At 29.3% G+C, this 16538-nt stretch carries 16 protein-coding genes and 1 pseudogene; 1 reads left to right on the plus strand and 16 read right to left on the minus strand.

The window, feature by feature from the left end; genetic code table 11:
• From GOQ29_RS05615 to GOQ29_RS05685, 15 genes and pseudogenes are all read right to left on the minus strand, one after another.
• Nucleotides 1-1209: DNA topoisomerase (locus GOQ29_RS05615; protein WP_252187523.1), on the minus strand; the 1209-nt coding region annotated here is incomplete at its 3' end.
• A gap of 155 nt (nt 1210-1364) precedes the next feature.
• Nucleotides 1365-1673, minus strand: a pseudogene (locus GOQ29_RS05620) (hypothetical protein); the annotation flags it as partial.
• A 104-nt stretch (nt 1674-1777) separates the two neighbouring features.
• Nucleotides 1778-2950 (minus strand): NAD(P)-dependent malic enzyme, encoded by a 1173-nt coding sequence (locus tag GOQ29_RS05625; protein WP_203371668.1) that lies wholly within the window; start codon nt 2948-2950, stop codon nt 1778-1780.
• Nucleotides 2951-2981: 31 nt separating this feature from the next.
• Nucleotides 2982-3518, minus strand: coding sequence for a Fe-S-containing hydro-lyase (locus GOQ29_RS05630; protein WP_203371669.1), 537 nt, complete (start codon nt 3516-3518; stop codon nt 2982-2984).
• A gap of 44 nt (nt 3519-3562) precedes the next feature.
• Nucleotides 3563-4405 (minus strand): fumarate hydratase, encoded by an 843-nt coding sequence (locus GOQ29_RS05635; protein WP_203371670.1) that lies wholly within the window; start codon nt 4403-4405, stop codon nt 3563-3565.
• Between the two features lie 170 nt (nt 4406-4575).
• Nucleotides 4576-5127, minus strand: coding sequence for a hypothetical protein (locus GOQ29_RS05640; protein WP_203371671.1), 552 nt, complete (start codon nt 5125-5127; stop codon nt 4576-4578).
• Nucleotides 5128-5241: 114 nt separating this feature from the next.
• Nucleotides 5242-5508: a hypothetical protein gene (locus tag GOQ29_RS05645; protein WP_203371672.1), complete on the minus strand. Its 267-nt coding sequence runs from the start codon at nt 5506-5508 to the stop codon at nt 5242-5244.
• Nucleotides 5509-5532: 24 nt separating this feature from the next.
• Nucleotides 5533-6687 (minus strand): DUF362 domain-containing protein, encoded by a 1155-nt coding sequence (locus GOQ29_RS05650; protein ID WP_252187524.1) that lies wholly within the window; start codon nt 6685-6687, stop codon nt 5533-5535.
• A 161-nt stretch (nt 6688-6848) separates the two neighbouring features.
• Nucleotides 6849-7220 (minus strand): DUF1667 domain-containing protein, encoded by a 372-nt coding sequence (locus tag GOQ29_RS05655; RefSeq protein ID WP_203371674.1) that lies wholly within the window; start codon nt 7218-7220, stop codon nt 6849-6851.
• A gap of 1 nt (nt 7221) precedes the next feature.
• Nucleotides 7222-8487: an FAD-dependent oxidoreductase gene (locus GOQ29_RS05660; RefSeq protein WP_203371675.1), complete on the minus strand. Its 1266-nt coding sequence runs from the start codon at nt 8485-8487 to the stop codon at nt 7222-7224.
• Nucleotides 8488-8531: 44 nt separating this feature from the next.
• A complete protein-coding gene (locus GOQ29_RS05665; RefSeq protein ID WP_203371676.1) occupies nt 8532-9968 on the minus strand; it encodes an NAD(P)/FAD-dependent oxidoreductase in 1437 nt (478 codons plus the stop codon).
• 125 nt (nt 9969-10093) lie between these two features.
• A complete protein-coding gene (glpK, locus tag GOQ29_RS05670) occupies nt 10094-11596 on the minus strand; it encodes a glycerol kinase GlpK (protein WP_203371677.1) in 1503 nt (500 codons plus the stop codon).
• 81 nt (nt 11597-11677) lie between these two features.
• Entirely contained in the window at nt 11678-12406 is a 729-nt protein-coding gene (locus GOQ29_RS05675) for an MIP/aquaporin family protein (RefSeq protein ID WP_484477064.1), read from the minus strand.
• Nucleotides 12407-12501: 95 nt separating this feature from the next.
• On the minus strand, nt 12502-13068 hold the full coding sequence (locus GOQ29_RS05680) for a glycerol-3-phosphate responsive antiterminator (RefSeq protein ID WP_203371678.1): 567 nt from the start codon (nt 13066-13068) through the stop codon (nt 12502-12504).
• 182 nt (nt 13069-13250) lie between these two features.
• Nucleotides 13251-14699, minus strand: a complete 1449-nt coding sequence (locus tag GOQ29_RS05685; RefSeq protein WP_203371679.1) for an NAD(P)/FAD-dependent oxidoreductase — start codon at nt 14697-14699, stop codon at nt 13251-13253.
• A gap of 516 nt (nt 14700-15215) precedes the next feature.
• On the opposite strand from GOQ29_RS05685, the gene GOQ29_RS05690 reads away from it, so the two are divergent.
• Nucleotides 15216-15878, plus strand: a complete 663-nt coding sequence (locus GOQ29_RS05690) for a coiled-coil domain-containing protein (RefSeq protein ID WP_203371680.1) — start codon at nt 15216-15218, stop codon at nt 15876-15878.
• 221 nt (nt 15879-16099) lie between these two features.
• On the opposite strand, the gene GOQ29_RS05695 is transcribed toward GOQ29_RS05690, so the two are convergent.
• Complete coding sequence (locus GOQ29_RS05695) at nt 16100-16267, minus strand: Spo0E family sporulation regulatory protein-aspartic acid phosphatase (RefSeq protein WP_203371681.1); 168 nt, start codon at nt 16265-16267, stop codon at nt 16100-16102.
• Between the last annotated feature and the right edge of the window lie 271 nt (nt 16268-16538).

Genomic DNA, 16538 nt, shown 5'->3' on the forward strand with positions numbered 1-16538 from the left:
ATTCACATACTTAGTCTTCTGTAATCCTTTATACATATCTTCTTTTAATATTCTTCTTATATAATTATTAATTTTTTCATCATTTTCTTCTAATTTACATGTCCTTTCAATATTTAAAAGTCCTTTTAAATTGGAATCTATTTCCTTAGCCACTGCACTAGATAATACCCTCGCATCTGTTCTTGGATAAGTAATCATTTTCTTTTCGTATAATTTTTGAGCTACATTTAAGGTTTCATCTGGATTTATCTTTAATCTTTTAGATAAATGATTTTGTAGTTCTGCTAAATTATAAAGCATAGGTGGATTTTTAGTTTGTTTTTTCTTCTTTACTGCCTCTACAACTCCAGTTAAATCCTCATTATCTTCCTTTAAATAATCTATAAATTTTTTAGCATCTTTTTCTTCTTTAAATCCAATATCCTTATATAATAGATTAGATAGATGATATTTTGAACTTTCAATTGATTTCCATTCCCCATCATAGTTTATAGATTGGTCAAATTGAAAACTAGATATAATCTTATAATAGGAAGTTTTTACAAATTCTCTAATTTCCCTTTCTCTCTGAACTATCATTCCCAATACACAAGTCATGACTCTTCCAACTGCTATTACAACATATTTTTTTCCTAATTGCTTACTTAATGTTCTTCCATAGCTAAGTGTCAGTAACCTAGAGAAATTTATTCCCATTAAATAGTCTTCCTTTGCCCTTAAATAGGCTGAATTAGCTAAATTGTCATATTCATTCAATGGCTTTGCACTTTTAACTCCCTTTTTGATTTCTGCTTCCGTTTGAGAGTCAATCCACACCCTCTTTTTTGTTTTATTCTCTACATTAAGGATATCATCTATCAGACGATAGATATATTCTCCTTCTCGTCCAGAGTCTGTACATACATATATAGTTGATACATCTGGTCGTTCCATCAATGTCTTTATTATGTTAAACTGTTTCTTCACATTATCTATCACTTCATATTTATATTCCTTTGGTAAAAATGGGAGGTCATTAAGTCTCCATTTTTTATATTTCTCATCATATTTATCAGGATAACTCATAGTTACTAGATGACCTACACACCATGTAATTACTGCATCAGCTGACTCTATGAAGCCATCTTTATTACTTCCCTTTATATTTAAAGCCTTTGCAAATTCTCGGGCTACACTAGGTTTTTCAGCAATATATAATGCCTTACTCATATAAACACATCACTTTCTACATATTTAATTTCTTAAAATAATTATGTATCTTTAAATTTTGTCACCTTAGTATTATAAACAAAAATTTCTTTTTAGTAAAATCATATCTTTTCTTATGTATATAATAAAAGAAACAGTGAATTAATCAATTATTTTCACTGTTCTTTATGATATATAACCCTAAATACTATTAATACTAAGTATTGAATATTTATTACTCGAAAAAAAGATTCTTTTAATCTAATTGTTTTTTTATCCAAATCAATCTCTGTTTTAATTCCATATGGAATTATACATCTTGGATATGAATGTCCAAAGTTTATATTATAAAGTATTGGTAAGTCTTTATTTTCAATAACCTTTTTATAAATTTCTTTATATTCTTCATAAAATTCTTTATCTTGAGGTTTTCCAACAATTATATCATTTATCACTTTAAATATACCTGTTTCTTTTAAAGCAGTTAATTCTTTTTCTAATAACTATGGAGTAGGTTTTTCTTCACTAGTTTCTATTTACTATATAAATAAAAATTTGAGAAATTATTTAATTTAAAACAAATATTTTTTTATTTTTTAGCTACTCCCGATTCTCTAGCTGCTTTTGCAACTGATTTTGCTGTATTTGACGCAACCCTTTTATCAAATGGATTTGGTATAACATATTCCTCGTTTAATTCCTCTTGACTAATAATCTCTGCTATAGCATATGCTGCTGCAACTTTCATTTCTTCATTTATTTCACTGGCTCTTACATCTAATGCACCTCTAAATATACCAGGGAATGCAAGAACATTGTTAACCTGATTTGGAAAGTCTGAACGTCCTGACCCTATTACTCTTGCTCCTGCCTTCTTAGCTAAATCTGGCATAATTTCTGGTACAGGATTAGCCATAGCAAATACTATTGCATCTCTATTCATTGATTTTACCATTTCTTCTGTTACAATATTGGCAGCTGAAACACCTATGAATACATCTGAACCTTCAATTGCATCCTTTAATGTACCTTGTCTTGAATTTTTATTTGTAACTTTTGAAATTTCTTCTTTATATTTATCATTATCTGGTGATCCTTGATAAATAATTCCTTTTCTATCACAAAGTAATATATCTCCAACTCCAAGATTTATTAGCATCTTTGTGATTGCCATTCCTGCTGAACCTGCTCCATTGACTACTACAGTTATATCTTCAACTTCTTTTTTAACTAGTTTTAATGCATTTATAAGTCCTGCAACAACAACTATAGCTGTTCCATGCTGGTCATCATGAAATACAGGAATATCTAACTCTCTCTTTAATCTCTCTTCTATTTCAAAACATCTTGGTGCTCCTATATCTTCAAGATTAATTCCACCAAATGTAGGTGCTATCATCTTAACTGTCTTTACTATCTCATCTACATCTTTTGTATCAAGACATATAGGAAATGCATCTACATTTGCAAACTTCTTAAATAATATAGATTTACCTTCCATTACTGGCATTGCAGATTCTGGTCCTATATCTCCTAATCCTAAAACTGCTGTTCCATCTGTCACTACTGCTACAAGATTTCCTTTAGCAGTATATTTATAAACATTTTCCTTATTTTCGTGTATTTTCTTACATGGTTCTGCAACCCCAGGAGTATATGCTATACTTAAACCATCCCTATCTTCAACCTCAACCTTCGAATTAACCTCAATCTTACCACCTTTTTCTTCATGCATGATTAAACTTTCTTTTGAATAATCCATTTTCTACCTCCAATAAATATTTTTTCAAATACTAATTTTGACTTATTTCATAAAGATTATTTCCTTCTGAATCTATTACAACAATAACTGGCAAATCAACTACTTCCAATCTTCTTATAGCTTCTGAACCCAAATCCTCATATGCAACTATTTCTGCTTTTTTAATAGACTTACTCATAAGTGCCGCTGCACCACCTATTGCAGCAAAATATACAGCTCCATTTTTCTTCATAGATTCAATAACTTCCTTTGATCTTAATCCTTTACCAATCATACCTCTCAAGCCTGAATTTAATAATCTTGGAGTATATGGATCCATTCTATAACTAGTTGTAGGTCCTGCTGATCCTATGGGTTGTCCTGGTTTAGCAGGAGCTGGTCCTACATAATATATAATTGAATCCTTTACATCTATAGGCATACTTTTACCTTCATCTAATAATTCAACAAGTCTTTTGTGTGCAGCATCTCTTGCAGTATATATAACTCCAGTTATAAGTACACTATCACCAATTTTTAATTGTTTGACTTTATCATAAGTTAAAGGTAATGATATTTTCTTTTCCATCTATACTATATCCTCCTTATATATATACTAATTTTTTCTTCTATTTATAATTCAATATGAGCATGTCTAGTTACATGGCAATTTATATTAACTGCTACAGGCAATCCTGCTATATGAGTCGGATAAGTTTCTATATTAACAGCGAGAGCAGTAGTTTTACCACCAAAGCCTTGAGGTCCTATGCCTAATTTATTGATTTCCTCCAAAATCTCATCCTCTAAATCTCTATAAAATTTATTATTATTTTTTTCTGATAATGGTCTAATTAAAGCTCTTTTAGCCATATTAGCAGCTTTATCAAAAGTACCACCTATACCAACACCTACTACAATAGGGGGACATGGATTTGGTCCAGCATCTCTTACAACTTCAATTATAAACTCTTTAACTCCTTCAATACCATCAGCTGGTTTTAACATTTTAATCTGACTCATATTTTCAGAACCAAAACCTTTTGGTGCAACAGTAATATTTAATTTATTTCCAGATACCATATCATAATATATTACCCCAGGAGTATTATCTTTAGTATTTACTCTATTTAAGGGATCTTTTACTACAGATTTTCTTAAATATCCTTCTATATATCCTTGTCTTACTCCTTCATTAATGGCATCTTCTAAATCTCCACCTACAATATGAATATCTTGACCAATTTCCACAAAAACGCAAGCCATACCTGTATCTTGACAAGCTGGCATGTCCTCGTTTTTAGCAATATCTATATTTTTAAGTATTTTCTCTAATATATCTTTTGCCATAGAAGAAGACTCATTATTAAAAGCCTCTTTTATTCTATCTTTAACATCCTGTGAAAGATAATAATTCGAGTTTATACATAAATTTCTTACAGCTTTTGTAATCTCAAATACATTTATTTCTCTCATAATCAATACACATCCTTTCTTCTCTTATCAAATCTTTACTATTACTTTCAACAGAGATTCCAATATCTATTCTCCTTCGTTAATTTTAAATCTATTAATATAAAACCTACATACTAAATTTTTAAAGAATTTTCCTACCTCAGTTAAAAGTAATAATGATCTTATAGATATTATATTACTACTACAATCAATATTCCAAATATAATATAAAAAATGCCTGAAAAAGGAAATACTGATCTATCTATTTCTTTTATTCTATATTTCAATTCTGTTTTTAACTCTTTATAAAAAGTTAGCTGTCTTATGTCTGTTAATTTAAGGTCTACAGAATTAAATCTTTCTTTATAAGATATTCGTTTATTATCATGATCTTTTAAAATTATAGCATTTTTCTCCTCCTCATAAGAGATATCATTTTCTCTTAAAAGATCTATAATGGTAGTTTTTATCATTTGGGAATTAACATTAATTATATTATATCTTTCTCTATTTAAAATAATGCTAATTATCGTTATAGGCAATATAACAACAATAATCATACCTAATAAGTCTACTTGTTCATAGTCCTTTTCAAAATAATCTATTACAAAAGGTATTATTGAAATTATCAATACAAATATAGATCCATACTCGTTTTTTTCCATGATTTTTCTTCTAGTGAATAGTATAAATCCGTATAATATTAAGTAAGCTCCTACTATAGTAAAAAAAATTCTATTCATTATCTATCCCCTATATGATTTATATAGCAAATTTATTTCATACTATTCTACTGATATAACTAATCCATATATATAAACTAATTCTACACTAATTTCAATTTTCCTTTACGATTTTTATTTATATAAAACATCAATAATCTTCAAAATACCTGCAACAAGACTAATACCTCCTATTGATAATCCTGCTACTAAAACAAGTTTCCAATTCTTTTCGTGCATCTTATCTTCTTCAAATTGCTTTTTAGTATCATAAAGCAAGCTAAATATCATGATTGATAAAGATAATAATGTTAAACCAGCTATATTTAATTCTTGCACTGTTGAAATGATTACTATAATGGCTGCAATAATACCTATTGTTCTAATTATTTGTCTTTTCATTTACATTCTCCTCCTTCCCCATTTCTACAATCTTGCTAATAGTTTCATAAGTATTGGTCTATGAATATCTATTGCATTCACTGGACATAATTCCTGACAACAGAAACACCTGATGCATTCATCTAATTTTACAGATGGTTTGCGATTAATCATTGTTATCACTTGAGGAGGACAACTTTCAAAGCATTTTTCACAACCAACACATATATTCTTATTAAATACTGGTTTTGGTTGCATTAATTCATTTATTATAGTTCTCATAAATTTCGGTAATTTACCATCTAATAAATCTAAGCTTCTTATTTCTGGTACAATAAAATCATTTATCTTTAATTCTTCTATTCTTTCTCCTATAATTTCAATATCATTAAAATTTCCTTCACATATACCTCTTTCTACAGATCTTTGTATTGTTGGAACTTTACCAGGATTTATTCCGATAAGAGATGTTGCTACTACATCTAAATGATATGGACTTGTAGATGCTATGACTGCTCCTACCTGTCTTGGATCTCCTCCACTGGGACCATTCCCCTCCATACCTACTATACCATCCATAAAAGATAATACAGGTTTTGCCAATATGCATATATCTAACAGAGCATTAGAAAAATCTTTTATATTAGGCATTCTCACATGATATTCTGCTTTTTCTAATCCTGCTACTATTCCAAACATATTTTTCACTGCACCAGTAAACATCATCATACCATGGGTTTTTAATTTTGATACAGAAATTACTTTATCTACCTTATTTAGCACTTCTATTGCATTTATATTTTTTAGTATTAATCCTTTTTCATTTTTCATTTCTACTGAATTTGTATTATAATTTAATTCTGCTCCTACTTCCTTAGATATTTCTTCTATTCCACACGCTCTATATACTCCATTTAATATCGAAGTATTAAATGGTCCTCCAGGACTATCTCCTATTATGACTTCTGCTCCATAGTCTATCAATACCTTAGCCAATGCTTTTGTAAAAACAGGATGAGTTGTTGTTGCTTCTTCTGGTCTTTTTTTCATTAATAAGTTTATCTTTAATAATACTTTATCACCTTTATCTATATATTTATCTATTCCTCCTAAATTCTTAAAAGATTTTAAAATAGATTTTTTTATTAAGTCATAATCATAGTTTGAACATTTTAACAATGATACCTTATGTCTCTCCAATTTTTCACGACCCTTCATTCATTTTATAAATATTATATAATTTATTTTATCATATAAATAATTATATATATAAAATTTCACAATAAAACACCCTATTTTCAGACTATCATTTAGTCCAGAAATGGGGTGTTCTACATAAAATAGTGTTTTTATTATGAAATTTATTGTTTGTCCATACTTCTTGATGCTACTATGTCTACTCCAGTATCTAATATATCTTCTACAATTACATCACCTGCTTTTATAGGAGCCACTATATTAACATCATTTATGATTTCCATGCATTCAAATAATTTTTTCTTAGGTAATCCATCACTACTTATCACTGGTATCCTGTCATGATGAGCCCCAGATATTTTTACTGTAGTAGTTAATACTCTAGTCGGATTTGTGACTTCTTTTATACCGTATTTTTCACCTCGAGGACAATTGTTTCCTTCTACTCTATATCCATTATTACTATTCGAATCTTCTGTTATAGTCAATCTACATCCTACAGGACATACTATACACACTTTTTCATATTCCTTCATATTACTTCACCTTCCCTTGAACTTCTACTGTAATATTAGAGATATTGTTATTTTTTATATCTTTAACTGGTATTTTAATTCTTTCCATCTCTCCAGGAGCAAGATGTTTTTTCTTTATTTCCCTCACTATTTCTCCATCTGCTTTAATAACTAATTTTGCATCTCTATATACATCTGTAACCCTCATAAACATGTCTAAAGTATTATCCAAATTTTCAACTCTAATTTCATGAGGAATTATATATCTTATTCCATCCTTTGCTTTGGTATTTATTGTGTGACTATCTTTCTTCAATTCTTTCTTTATAAATTTAGCTGCATTCCTTCCTGCTCTTATACTTTCCTCAGTTACATAATCTACAAGATCATGAACATGTACTACATTACCACAAGCAAATATACCTTCTATATTTGTTTCCATTGACTCATTTACTTTTGGACCATTAGTTGTTGAATCTAATTCTATTCCTGCACCACTTGATAGTTCATTTTCCGGTATTAATCCAACAGAAAGTAGTAATGTATCACATTCATATAATTTCTCAGTTCCTGGTATAGGCTTTTTATTCTCATCTACTTTTGCTATGACTACTCCTTCCACTCTATCTTTTCCCTTTATATCTACTACTGTATGACTTAATAGTAAAGGTATATCAAAATCATCTAAACATTGAACTATATTTCTTGTAAGTCCTCCTGAATAAGACATTAACTCTGCAACTGCTTTAACTTCTGCTCCTTCAAGAGTAAGTCTTCTTGCCATAATAAGTCCTATATCTCCAGAGCCTAATATTACTACCTTTTTACCTACCATATAGCCTTCCATATTTATAAATCTTTGAGCTGTTCCTGCTGTAAATACTCCCGCTGGTCGAGTACCTGGTATTGATAAAGCTCCTCTAGGTCTTTCTCTACATCCCATTGCCAATACTACTGCTTCTGCCTTTATTTCCATAAAGCCATCCTCTGTATTTATGGCACTTATCATTTTATCTTCTGTTATATCCAATACCATAGTATCTAATTTGTATTCTATATTTAAACTCTTTAATTCATTTATAAATTTCTCTGCATATCCTGGACCTGTTAATTCTTCTTTAAATACATGTAATCCAAATCCATTATGAATACACTGCTGAAGTATTCCTCCTAATTCCTTATCTCTTTCTATAATTAATATATTATTAATACCATTTTTTTTGGCTTCTATTGCAGCAGCTAATCCTGCTGGACCTCCTCCTATGACTACAATATCGTAATTCAACACATTATCACTCCCATTATTTCTGTTTTGTATATAGTAATAGCATTCTAAGATTTTGTTTTTCCTGTCAATATATTAGATTCATTTCCATCCTTGACTATCTTTTCTATATCCTTATTCAATTCTCTTGCTAATATTTCCATTACTCTAGGTCCACAAAAACCACCTTGACATCTTCCAGCTCCGGGTCTTGCTCTTCTTTTTACTCCGTCAACGGTTGTCGCTCCTGCATTTTTTCTTATACTATCTACTATTTCACCTTCTGTTATATTTTCACATCTACAAATAACTCTTCCATACCTTGGATCTTTCTTTATCAATTCAGCCTTTTTTTCTTTACTTAATTCATTAAATACAATCATTTCTCTACGAGGATTAAAATCTTTATTTTTTTCTAATCCATCATATCTTTCTTTAACTAATTCAACTACATATTGAGCTATTGCAGGAGCAGATGATAAGCCTGGTGATTTTATTCCTGCAACATTTATAAAGCCTTTTGCATCTTGAGATTCTTCTATTATAAAATCTCCTGTGTCTGGCTCTGCTCTAACACCAGAAAAATTAGTTATAGTCTTATTAAATGGTATTTTTTCTATGCTCTTTACTGCTGTATTTCTAACATACTCAATATTATCACTTGTTGTTTGTAATTCATCCCTTTGGTCATCATTTAATTCTTGACTATCTGGTCCTACAATTATATTTCCATGAACTGTTGGTGCCACTAAAACACCCTTTCCAAATTTATTAGGACATTGAAATATAACATGATTTGTTATATATGATGCACTCTTATCTAAAATATAATATTGTCCTCTTTTCGGAATAATTTTAAAGGTTTCCTTTGCTACCATATTATTTATTTTATCTGCATATACACCTGCACAGTTAATTACATACTTTGATTTAATTTCTTGTTTATTTGTTAATATTTTATATCCATCATCTATCTTTTCAATATCCTTTACTTCATTATTCAGTATAAGTTCTACTCCATTATCTGCTGCATTTTCAGCAAGAGCTATGGCTAATTCATATGCACCAACGATTCCTGCTGTAGGAGAATATAATGCTCCGATAACATCATCATTTATATTAGGTTCCATTTCTTTTACCTTATTTTTATCTATTATTTCAATATTAGGTATTTTATTTTCTATTCCTCTATCATACAATTCCTTTAAAGTTTCCATATCTTCATCATTAAAAGCTAATACTAAAGATCCTATTTTTTTAAACGGTACATCTAACTCCTTACATACCTTATCAAACATAGGATTACCTTCTGAATTAAATTTGGCCATTTTTGTTCCTGGTTTTGCATCATAACCACCATGAACTATAGCACTATTTGCTTTAGTAGTACCATTCGATACTTCACTATCTTTTTCTACTATAGCTATGTTTAATTTGTATTTTGATAATTCCCTTGCTATAAAATTTCCTATTACTCCAGCCCCTATTATTACTACATTATACATCAAGACTGCCTCCTTTTTTTATTAATGAAAAAACCACACTAAAGCAAGCCTATCCTTCCATAGGCATATTAGTGTGGTTCTCTTTATCTCAACCTTAATATTCTATTCTAAATTATTTACACCTTTTACTCATCTTTTTCCCATCTCAAAGATCTTTCAATAGCTCTTTTCCAATCTCCATATATTTTATCTACTTTTTCTGATTCCATTTCTGGTTTAAATACTTTATCTATTGAATATCTTTTTGATATGTCTTCTTTGCTTTCCCAAAAACCTACTGCTAGACCTGCTAAATATGCAGCTCCCATAGCAGTTGTTTCTGTTATTACTGGTCTATTTACAGGAACTTCAAGAATATCAGATTGGAATTGCATCAAGAAATTATTTGCTACTGCTCCTCCATCAACTTTTAATTCTTTTAAATCTATACCTGAATCCTGTTGCATAGCTTCAAGTATATCTTTACTTTGATATGCTATAGATTCTAATGCAGCTCTTATGATATGATTTTTATTGGCTCCTCTAGTAAGACCAACCATTGTACCTCTAGCATACATATCCCAGTGAGGTGCTCCTAAGCCAACAAAAGCTGGTACTATATATACTCCGTTAGAATCTTCAACCTTAGTTGCAAAATATTCACTATCAGATGCATCACTTATTAATCTTAGTTCATCCCTTAACCATTGTATTATAGCTCCACCAACAAATATACTTCCTTCTAATGCATAATTTACTTTGCCATCTATTCCCCAAGCTATTGTAGTAAGAAGTCCATTTTTAGATTGAACCATTTTTTCACCAGTATTCATAAGCATAAAACAACCTGTTCCATAGGTGTTTTTAGCCATTCCATCATCATAACATGCTTGTCCAAAAAGTGCTGCTTGTTGATCTCCTGCTATACCGGCAATTGGTATCTTTGAACCTCCATAAGTTTGTGGATCAGTATATCCATATACCTCACTAGAAGGTTTAACCTCGGGTAACATTGAAGCCGGAATATCTAATTCTTTCAAGAGCTTTTCATCCCATTTGAGTTCTTTAATATTATATACCATTGTTCTTGAAGCATTTGTATAATCAGTTACATGTACTTTACCTCTTGTTAAATTCCATATTAGCCATGTATCTACATTACCAAACAATAATTCTCCGTTTTCTGCCTTTTCTCTAGCTCCTTCAACATTATCAAGAATCCATTTGATTTTTGTGCCTGAAAAATAAGCATCTACTACTAATCCTGTATTTTCTTTTATATAATCTTCTAATCCTCTTCTTTTTAAGTCATCACATATATTAGCAGTTCTTCTACATTGCCAAACTATTGCATTATAAATAGGTTTTCCTGTGGTTTTATCCCAAACAATAGTAGTTTCCCTTTGATTTGTTATACCTATGGCGGCAACTTCTTGAGGTCTTATACCAGCAGTTTCTAATACTTCTCTAGCAACTCCACTCTGTGTTCCCCAAATTTCCATAGGATCATGTTCAACCCAACCAGCTTTAGGATAAATTTGTGTAAATTCCTTTTGAGCTACATTTATTATTTCACTATTGTGATCAAAAAGTATTGCTCTTGAACTTGTAGTCCCTTGGTCTAATGCCATTATATATTTCTTTTCCATCATGCACCCTCCATATAATATATTATATTTTAATATTTTTCAAATGTAAAATAATTATACTCTTTTTAAAAAACCTTTTCCTTAAACCCATATATTAAGTAAAAATTGATAAAGAAGTGCTCCAATTACACCGCCAACAATAGGTCCTATAACTGGTACCCAAGCATATGACCAATCTGAATCTCTTTTTCCTGGTATAGGAAGTATAGCATGAGCAATTCTAGGTCCTAAATCTCTAGCTGGATTTATAGCATATCCTGTAGGTCCTCCTAAACTTAATCCAATACTCCAAACTAAAAAGCCTGCTAATAACGCACTTAATGCCCCTACTTCATTGTTTCCATGATTTATTCCTAAGATTCCTATAACTAGCATTGCAGTACCTATAACCTCTGTTATAAAATTCCATTTTAAATTTCTTATTGCTGGGCCTGTACAAAATACTCCTAATTTTGCACCTGCATCATCAGTAGCTGCAAAGTGATCCCTAAAAGCTATATATACTAAAAATCCTCCTACCATTGCCCCCAGTATTTGTGAAATAATATATCCAGGAACTAATGACCATGACAAATTTCCAATTGATGCCATTCCAATAGTCAATGCAGGATTTAAGTGTGCACCACTTACCCATCCAGTAATATACGCTGCCATAGCAACTGCAAGTCCCCATGCGGTTGCAACAACGATCCAACCTGCGTCATGAGCTTTAGATTTTTTAAGCGAAACGTTTGCCACAACACCATCACCTAATAATATAAGTATCATTGTACCAAAAAATTCTGCTGTATACATCGCCATATTCGACATAATAATTTCTCCCCTTTTTTAATTTTTTATAGATACTATAAATTTGTACTAACTACTTATTAATCCTCACATATTTACTCCTCCTCTTTTTTCAATCACATATACCATACATCTGTATTACTTGTTGAAATTCCTAATGTACCTGCATTTAAACTTTCAATTACATCTTCTTTATCTCTTATCAGTCCTCCCGCTATTATAGGTATCCTTGTTTCTTCATGAATAGTTTTTATTATTTTAGGCATTATTCCTGGAAGAACTTCTACTGCATCTGGTTTAGCTGACTTAATCAACTTTATTCCTGTTTCAAGAGATAGAGAATCTAATATAAAAAGCCTTTGTATGGTAAATAAATTGAATTTTTTAGCTAATTTTATTAAATTACTTTTAGTTGTAATAATACCATCAGGTTTTATATTTTCAGCTATATATTCTAAGCTCCACTTATCTTTAGCGATTCCATCTATTAGGTCTATATGAACAAAAACTCCCTTATCATGTTGTTTACATTCTTCTACAATTTCTCCAATATTCAAGATATTTCCTGAAAGTAAGAATACATTTTTAATGGGAGATTTTAATGCCTTTTCTAATTTTGATATTTGATTTACTGCTGCTATTATAGGATTTTCATGTATATTCGTAAAAAATTTAGTGGCCATAATATTCTCCTCATATTTGTATTTATTTTCGTTAAAAAAGAGCATGTTCATAAAACCTATATTTCCATAGGTCCTACACACGCTCTCTCATCTCTGATCTGTGTAATATCATTTATCTATTCTTAGAATTTTTTGATAATTTAATTCTATTCTTTTTCATCCCATCTGTCAACAATAGTTAATTATTTATCGATTCCTCTTATTTCATTTATATTTATTTTTTGAGGAGTGAAATTAGAACTCTCATCTCTAATCCTAATCTTATCTATTGGAATATCCTTTTCTCTAGATATCAATTTCTTTACTCTAGGTCTACAAAAATTTCCTTGACAAATTCCCATTCCTGCCCTTGTTCTCCTCTTTACAGCGTCTACAGATTCTATTGGTATATTTCTATTAATTGCATCAATTATTTCATACTCAGTTACTTTTTCACATCTACATATTATATTCTTTTCAGGATTTTCATCATCAATTCTTCCATCAAAATTTTCTTTATCTATTATTATTGGATTTCTATATGGATTAAATTTTTTGTTTTTTTTCAGATTAGCTCCCATTTTTGTTAATATATCTACAATTTCTAGTGCTATCGCTGGAGATGAAGTCAATCCTGGTGAATCTATTCCAGCTACATTTATAAATCCATCTATATCGCTTTCTTCAATTACAAAATCTTCAATATTGCTTCTTGCTCTTATTCCAGAAAATGTTGTAAGAGCTCTTTTAATATTAAATCCAGGTATAGACTTTCTCGACTTATCTACAACATGTTTTAAAGATTCAATTGTAGTATCAACATCCCATTTCTGCTCTATATCTTCTGCATCTGGTCCTATCATAAAATTCCCATGATACGTTGTTGTTACAAGTATTCCCTTCCCTTTATTTGTAGGCGTTTGAAATACTACAGTATTAACCAAATCCCCTTGATCCTTACCAAATAATATATATTGTCCTTTCCTTGGTAATATTTTAAAACTATTAATCCCTACCATACCAGCTATTTTGTCACTATAAACTCCAGCAGCATTAATAATATATTTAGTTTTTATACTGCCATTATTTGTTCTTATATTAAATCCTTCTTCAACTCTATCTATATCTAAAACTTCTGTTTTCAATTTTAATTCAACACCATTTTCTATAGCATTTTCCACTAAAGCTATGGTCATTTCATATGGTGAAGTAACTCCAACACTTTTACAATAAAAAGCAACTTTAACATCATCATTTATATGTGGTTCTATTTCTTTTATTTTATCTTTATATATAATTTCAATATCATCTTCTTTATGTCCTACTTTTAATGCATTTTCATATATTTTCTTAATTCTCTCTTCATCTTCTCTATCAAAACCTATTACAATTGCCCCAGTTCGTCTAAATCCAAAATTTAACTCTTTATTTAGTTGATCAAACATACTATTACCTTTTATACATAGCTTTCCTTTTAATGTCCCGTATTTACTTACATATCCTCCATGAACTATGCCACTATTTGCTTTTGAAGCTCCAAGGGATACATCTCCTTCTTTTTCTATTAAAGCTATATTTAAATCATATTTTGATAATTCTCGAGCTATAGCTCCTCCTACAACTCCTGCTCCTATTATACTAATATCATACATATATATCATCTCCCTTTAAATCTTTATTATATAATACCCTTTTTAAATATATATAATAATAAGGTTCTATAATTTCCCCTACTCTATTGAACTTTACATTTGTTTCTCTAAGATTTTTAAACTCTTTACTACTTTTAAAACTGGCATAGGCTTATTTATTTTTCACTACATATTTATCTTTTTTCTCCCATCCTTCTAAGATAGATAAAAAATACTGAAAAAAAGGAATAAATTAATGAATAATTATATTAGTTATAACAATAAAAATTTTATAATATTTTATCGAAAGATTCAATTAATTATAAATCAATATTATGATTATAATATAAGTTGGTCAATGAAATTAATACATAATTTATTTTGCATATAAAAATATTAAATAACTTAACTAAATAATTAATAGTGTTTTAGTATTAGAAAAAACAAATAATAAATATTTTTTGAACATATATAATTATATTAATAACTAAGACCTTATTTAATAAAATATAGCTAAATTAAGAAAGGTGATTGAAAATGAGAAAAAAAATATTTATCTTCATATCTATATTACTTATATTGACTTTGACAGGATGTGCGAATCAAACGAGTGTAGGGGGAGAAGCTGAAAATAAAAATGTAGAAACTCAAGAATTACAAAGTGAAATTAAAAAATATGAAGAAGATATTAAAAAGTTAGAAGAAGATATTAAAAAGTTAGAAGAAAAGAATGATGATTATAAATTAGAAATTAAACAACTTGAAAAAGAAAAAAATGAATATAATGATTTCATAGATAAAACAATAAAATATTTGGATGAAGATGCACTTTTAGAAATAGCAAGAAGTGAATGGAAATATCAAATAGAAGTCGATGAAAAACCTATTCCCCTTAATGGAAAAGTAGAAATTAATAAAGATACTTTTAAAATCGTTTATTCTGTGGAAAGCTCTTTACTTTCAAATGTACAAGAAGAACTCTTTAGTAAAGGACCAATGAGTGGAGATTTCATTGATCATTTAAAAGTAGTAGGAATAAAACCAAATAATATTGGAAGAACCGATGGAACTGTTATTACTGCTTTTGTTTATGAATTTGAAAGTCTCCCTAAAAATACAAATTTCAAATTAGAAATAAGCGATGAACTTAAGGAAAGACTTGATTTAGAAACTAACACTATAAATATTCAAGTAAATTAAAATTTGTAGGTATAAAAACAAAAGTATTTTTTTTAGTAACACATGAGAAGTTCAATGGAATAACAACCCCAACTATTAACATAGAAGTATTAAAATTCAAATTTATATCATCTTTATCTTTTCTACATACCATATCATATTAAACTGCTATACATTTTACAATGGTAAATGGATGAACGACACTTTTATCGGTATGAATGACAAATGATATAAAAAAATTATCAGATACTATATTTTTTATATAATTCGTTTTTATTAATTCGATAATATTCAATAGTATACTTATCTATCTTCTGGCTTATTCTCAATATAATATCTTTGCTCATATTCATTTCAATTGCATTATCCAAAATATTTTTCCCTATTCTTATTTTATCATCTATTTTCATAGTATACCGTTGCATAAAATCTATAATTGTCTATAAAAACCTTATAAAAAACCCTATAAATTTTAATTTTGATTATCATTTCTAATAATCTTCCTGTTCAACCTGCCCTATTTTGATTAATCTTTTAATCTACTCTAGTTTGTCTAGCAGTCCGATGGCTTAAATTCCCATACAACTCATGGTACATATTAGCATTATCTTTTTTTGTAAGGTACAATTATAGTTTTTATGCGCATTCATATATATTCGCTAGATATATACAGTTCTCAAG

The organism is Anaeromonas gelatinilytica (assembly GCF_016820635.1).
GTDB lineage: Bacteria > Bacillota > Clostridia > Tissierellales > SIT17 > Anaeromonas > Anaeromonas gelatinilytica.

Bases quoted from the DNA above. Each gene is read 5' to 3' on its own strand.
- GOQ29_RS05695 (WP_203371681.1), bottom strand. From the start codon at position 16,267: ATGAAAATAGATGATAAAATAAGAATAGGGAAAAATATTTTGGATAAT.
- GOQ29_RS05675 (WP_484477064.1), bottom strand. From the start codon at position 12,406: ATGTCGAATATGGCGATGTATACAGCAGAATTTTTTGGTACAATGATA.
- GOQ29_RS05640 (WP_203371671.1), bottom strand. From the start codon at position 5,127: ATGAATAGAATTTTTTTTACTATAGTAGGAGCTTACTTAATATTATAC.
- GOQ29_RS05690 (WP_203371680.1), top strand. From the start codon at position 15,216: ATGAGAAAAAAAATATTTATCTTCATATCTATATTACTTATATTGACT.
- GOQ29_RS05630 (WP_203371669.1), bottom strand. From the start codon at position 3,518: ATGGAAAAGAAAATATCATTACCTTTAACTTATGATAAAGTCAAACAA.
- GOQ29_RS05635 (WP_203371670.1), bottom strand. From the start codon at position 4,405: ATGAGAGAAATAAATGTATTTGAGATTACAAAAGCTGTAAGAAATTTA.
- GOQ29_RS05680 (WP_203371678.1), bottom strand. From the start codon at position 13,068: ATGGCCACTAAATTTTTTACGAATATACATGAAAATCCTATAATAGCA.
- GOQ29_RS05655 (WP_203371674.1), bottom strand. From the start codon at position 7,220: ATGAAGGAATATGAAAAAGTGTGTATAGTATGTCCTGTAGGATGTAGA.
- GOQ29_RS05625 (WP_203371668.1), bottom strand. From the start codon at position 2,950: ATGGATTATTCAAAAGAAAGTTTAATCATGCATGAAGAAAAAGGTGGT.
- glpK (WP_203371677.1), bottom strand. From the start codon at position 11,596: ATGGAAAAGAAATATATAATGGCATTAGACCAAGGGACTACAAGTTCA.
- GOQ29_RS05685 (WP_203371679.1), bottom strand. From the start codon at position 14,699: ATGTATGATATTAGTATAATAGGAGCAGGAGTTGTAGGAGGAGCTATA.
- GOQ29_RS05645 (WP_203371672.1), bottom strand. From the start codon at position 5,508: ATGAAAAGACAAATAATTAGAACAATAGGTATTATTGCAGCCATTATA.
- GOQ29_RS05665 (WP_203371676.1), bottom strand. From the start codon at position 9,968: ATGTATAATGTAGTAATAATAGGGGCTGGAGTAATAGGAAATTTTATA.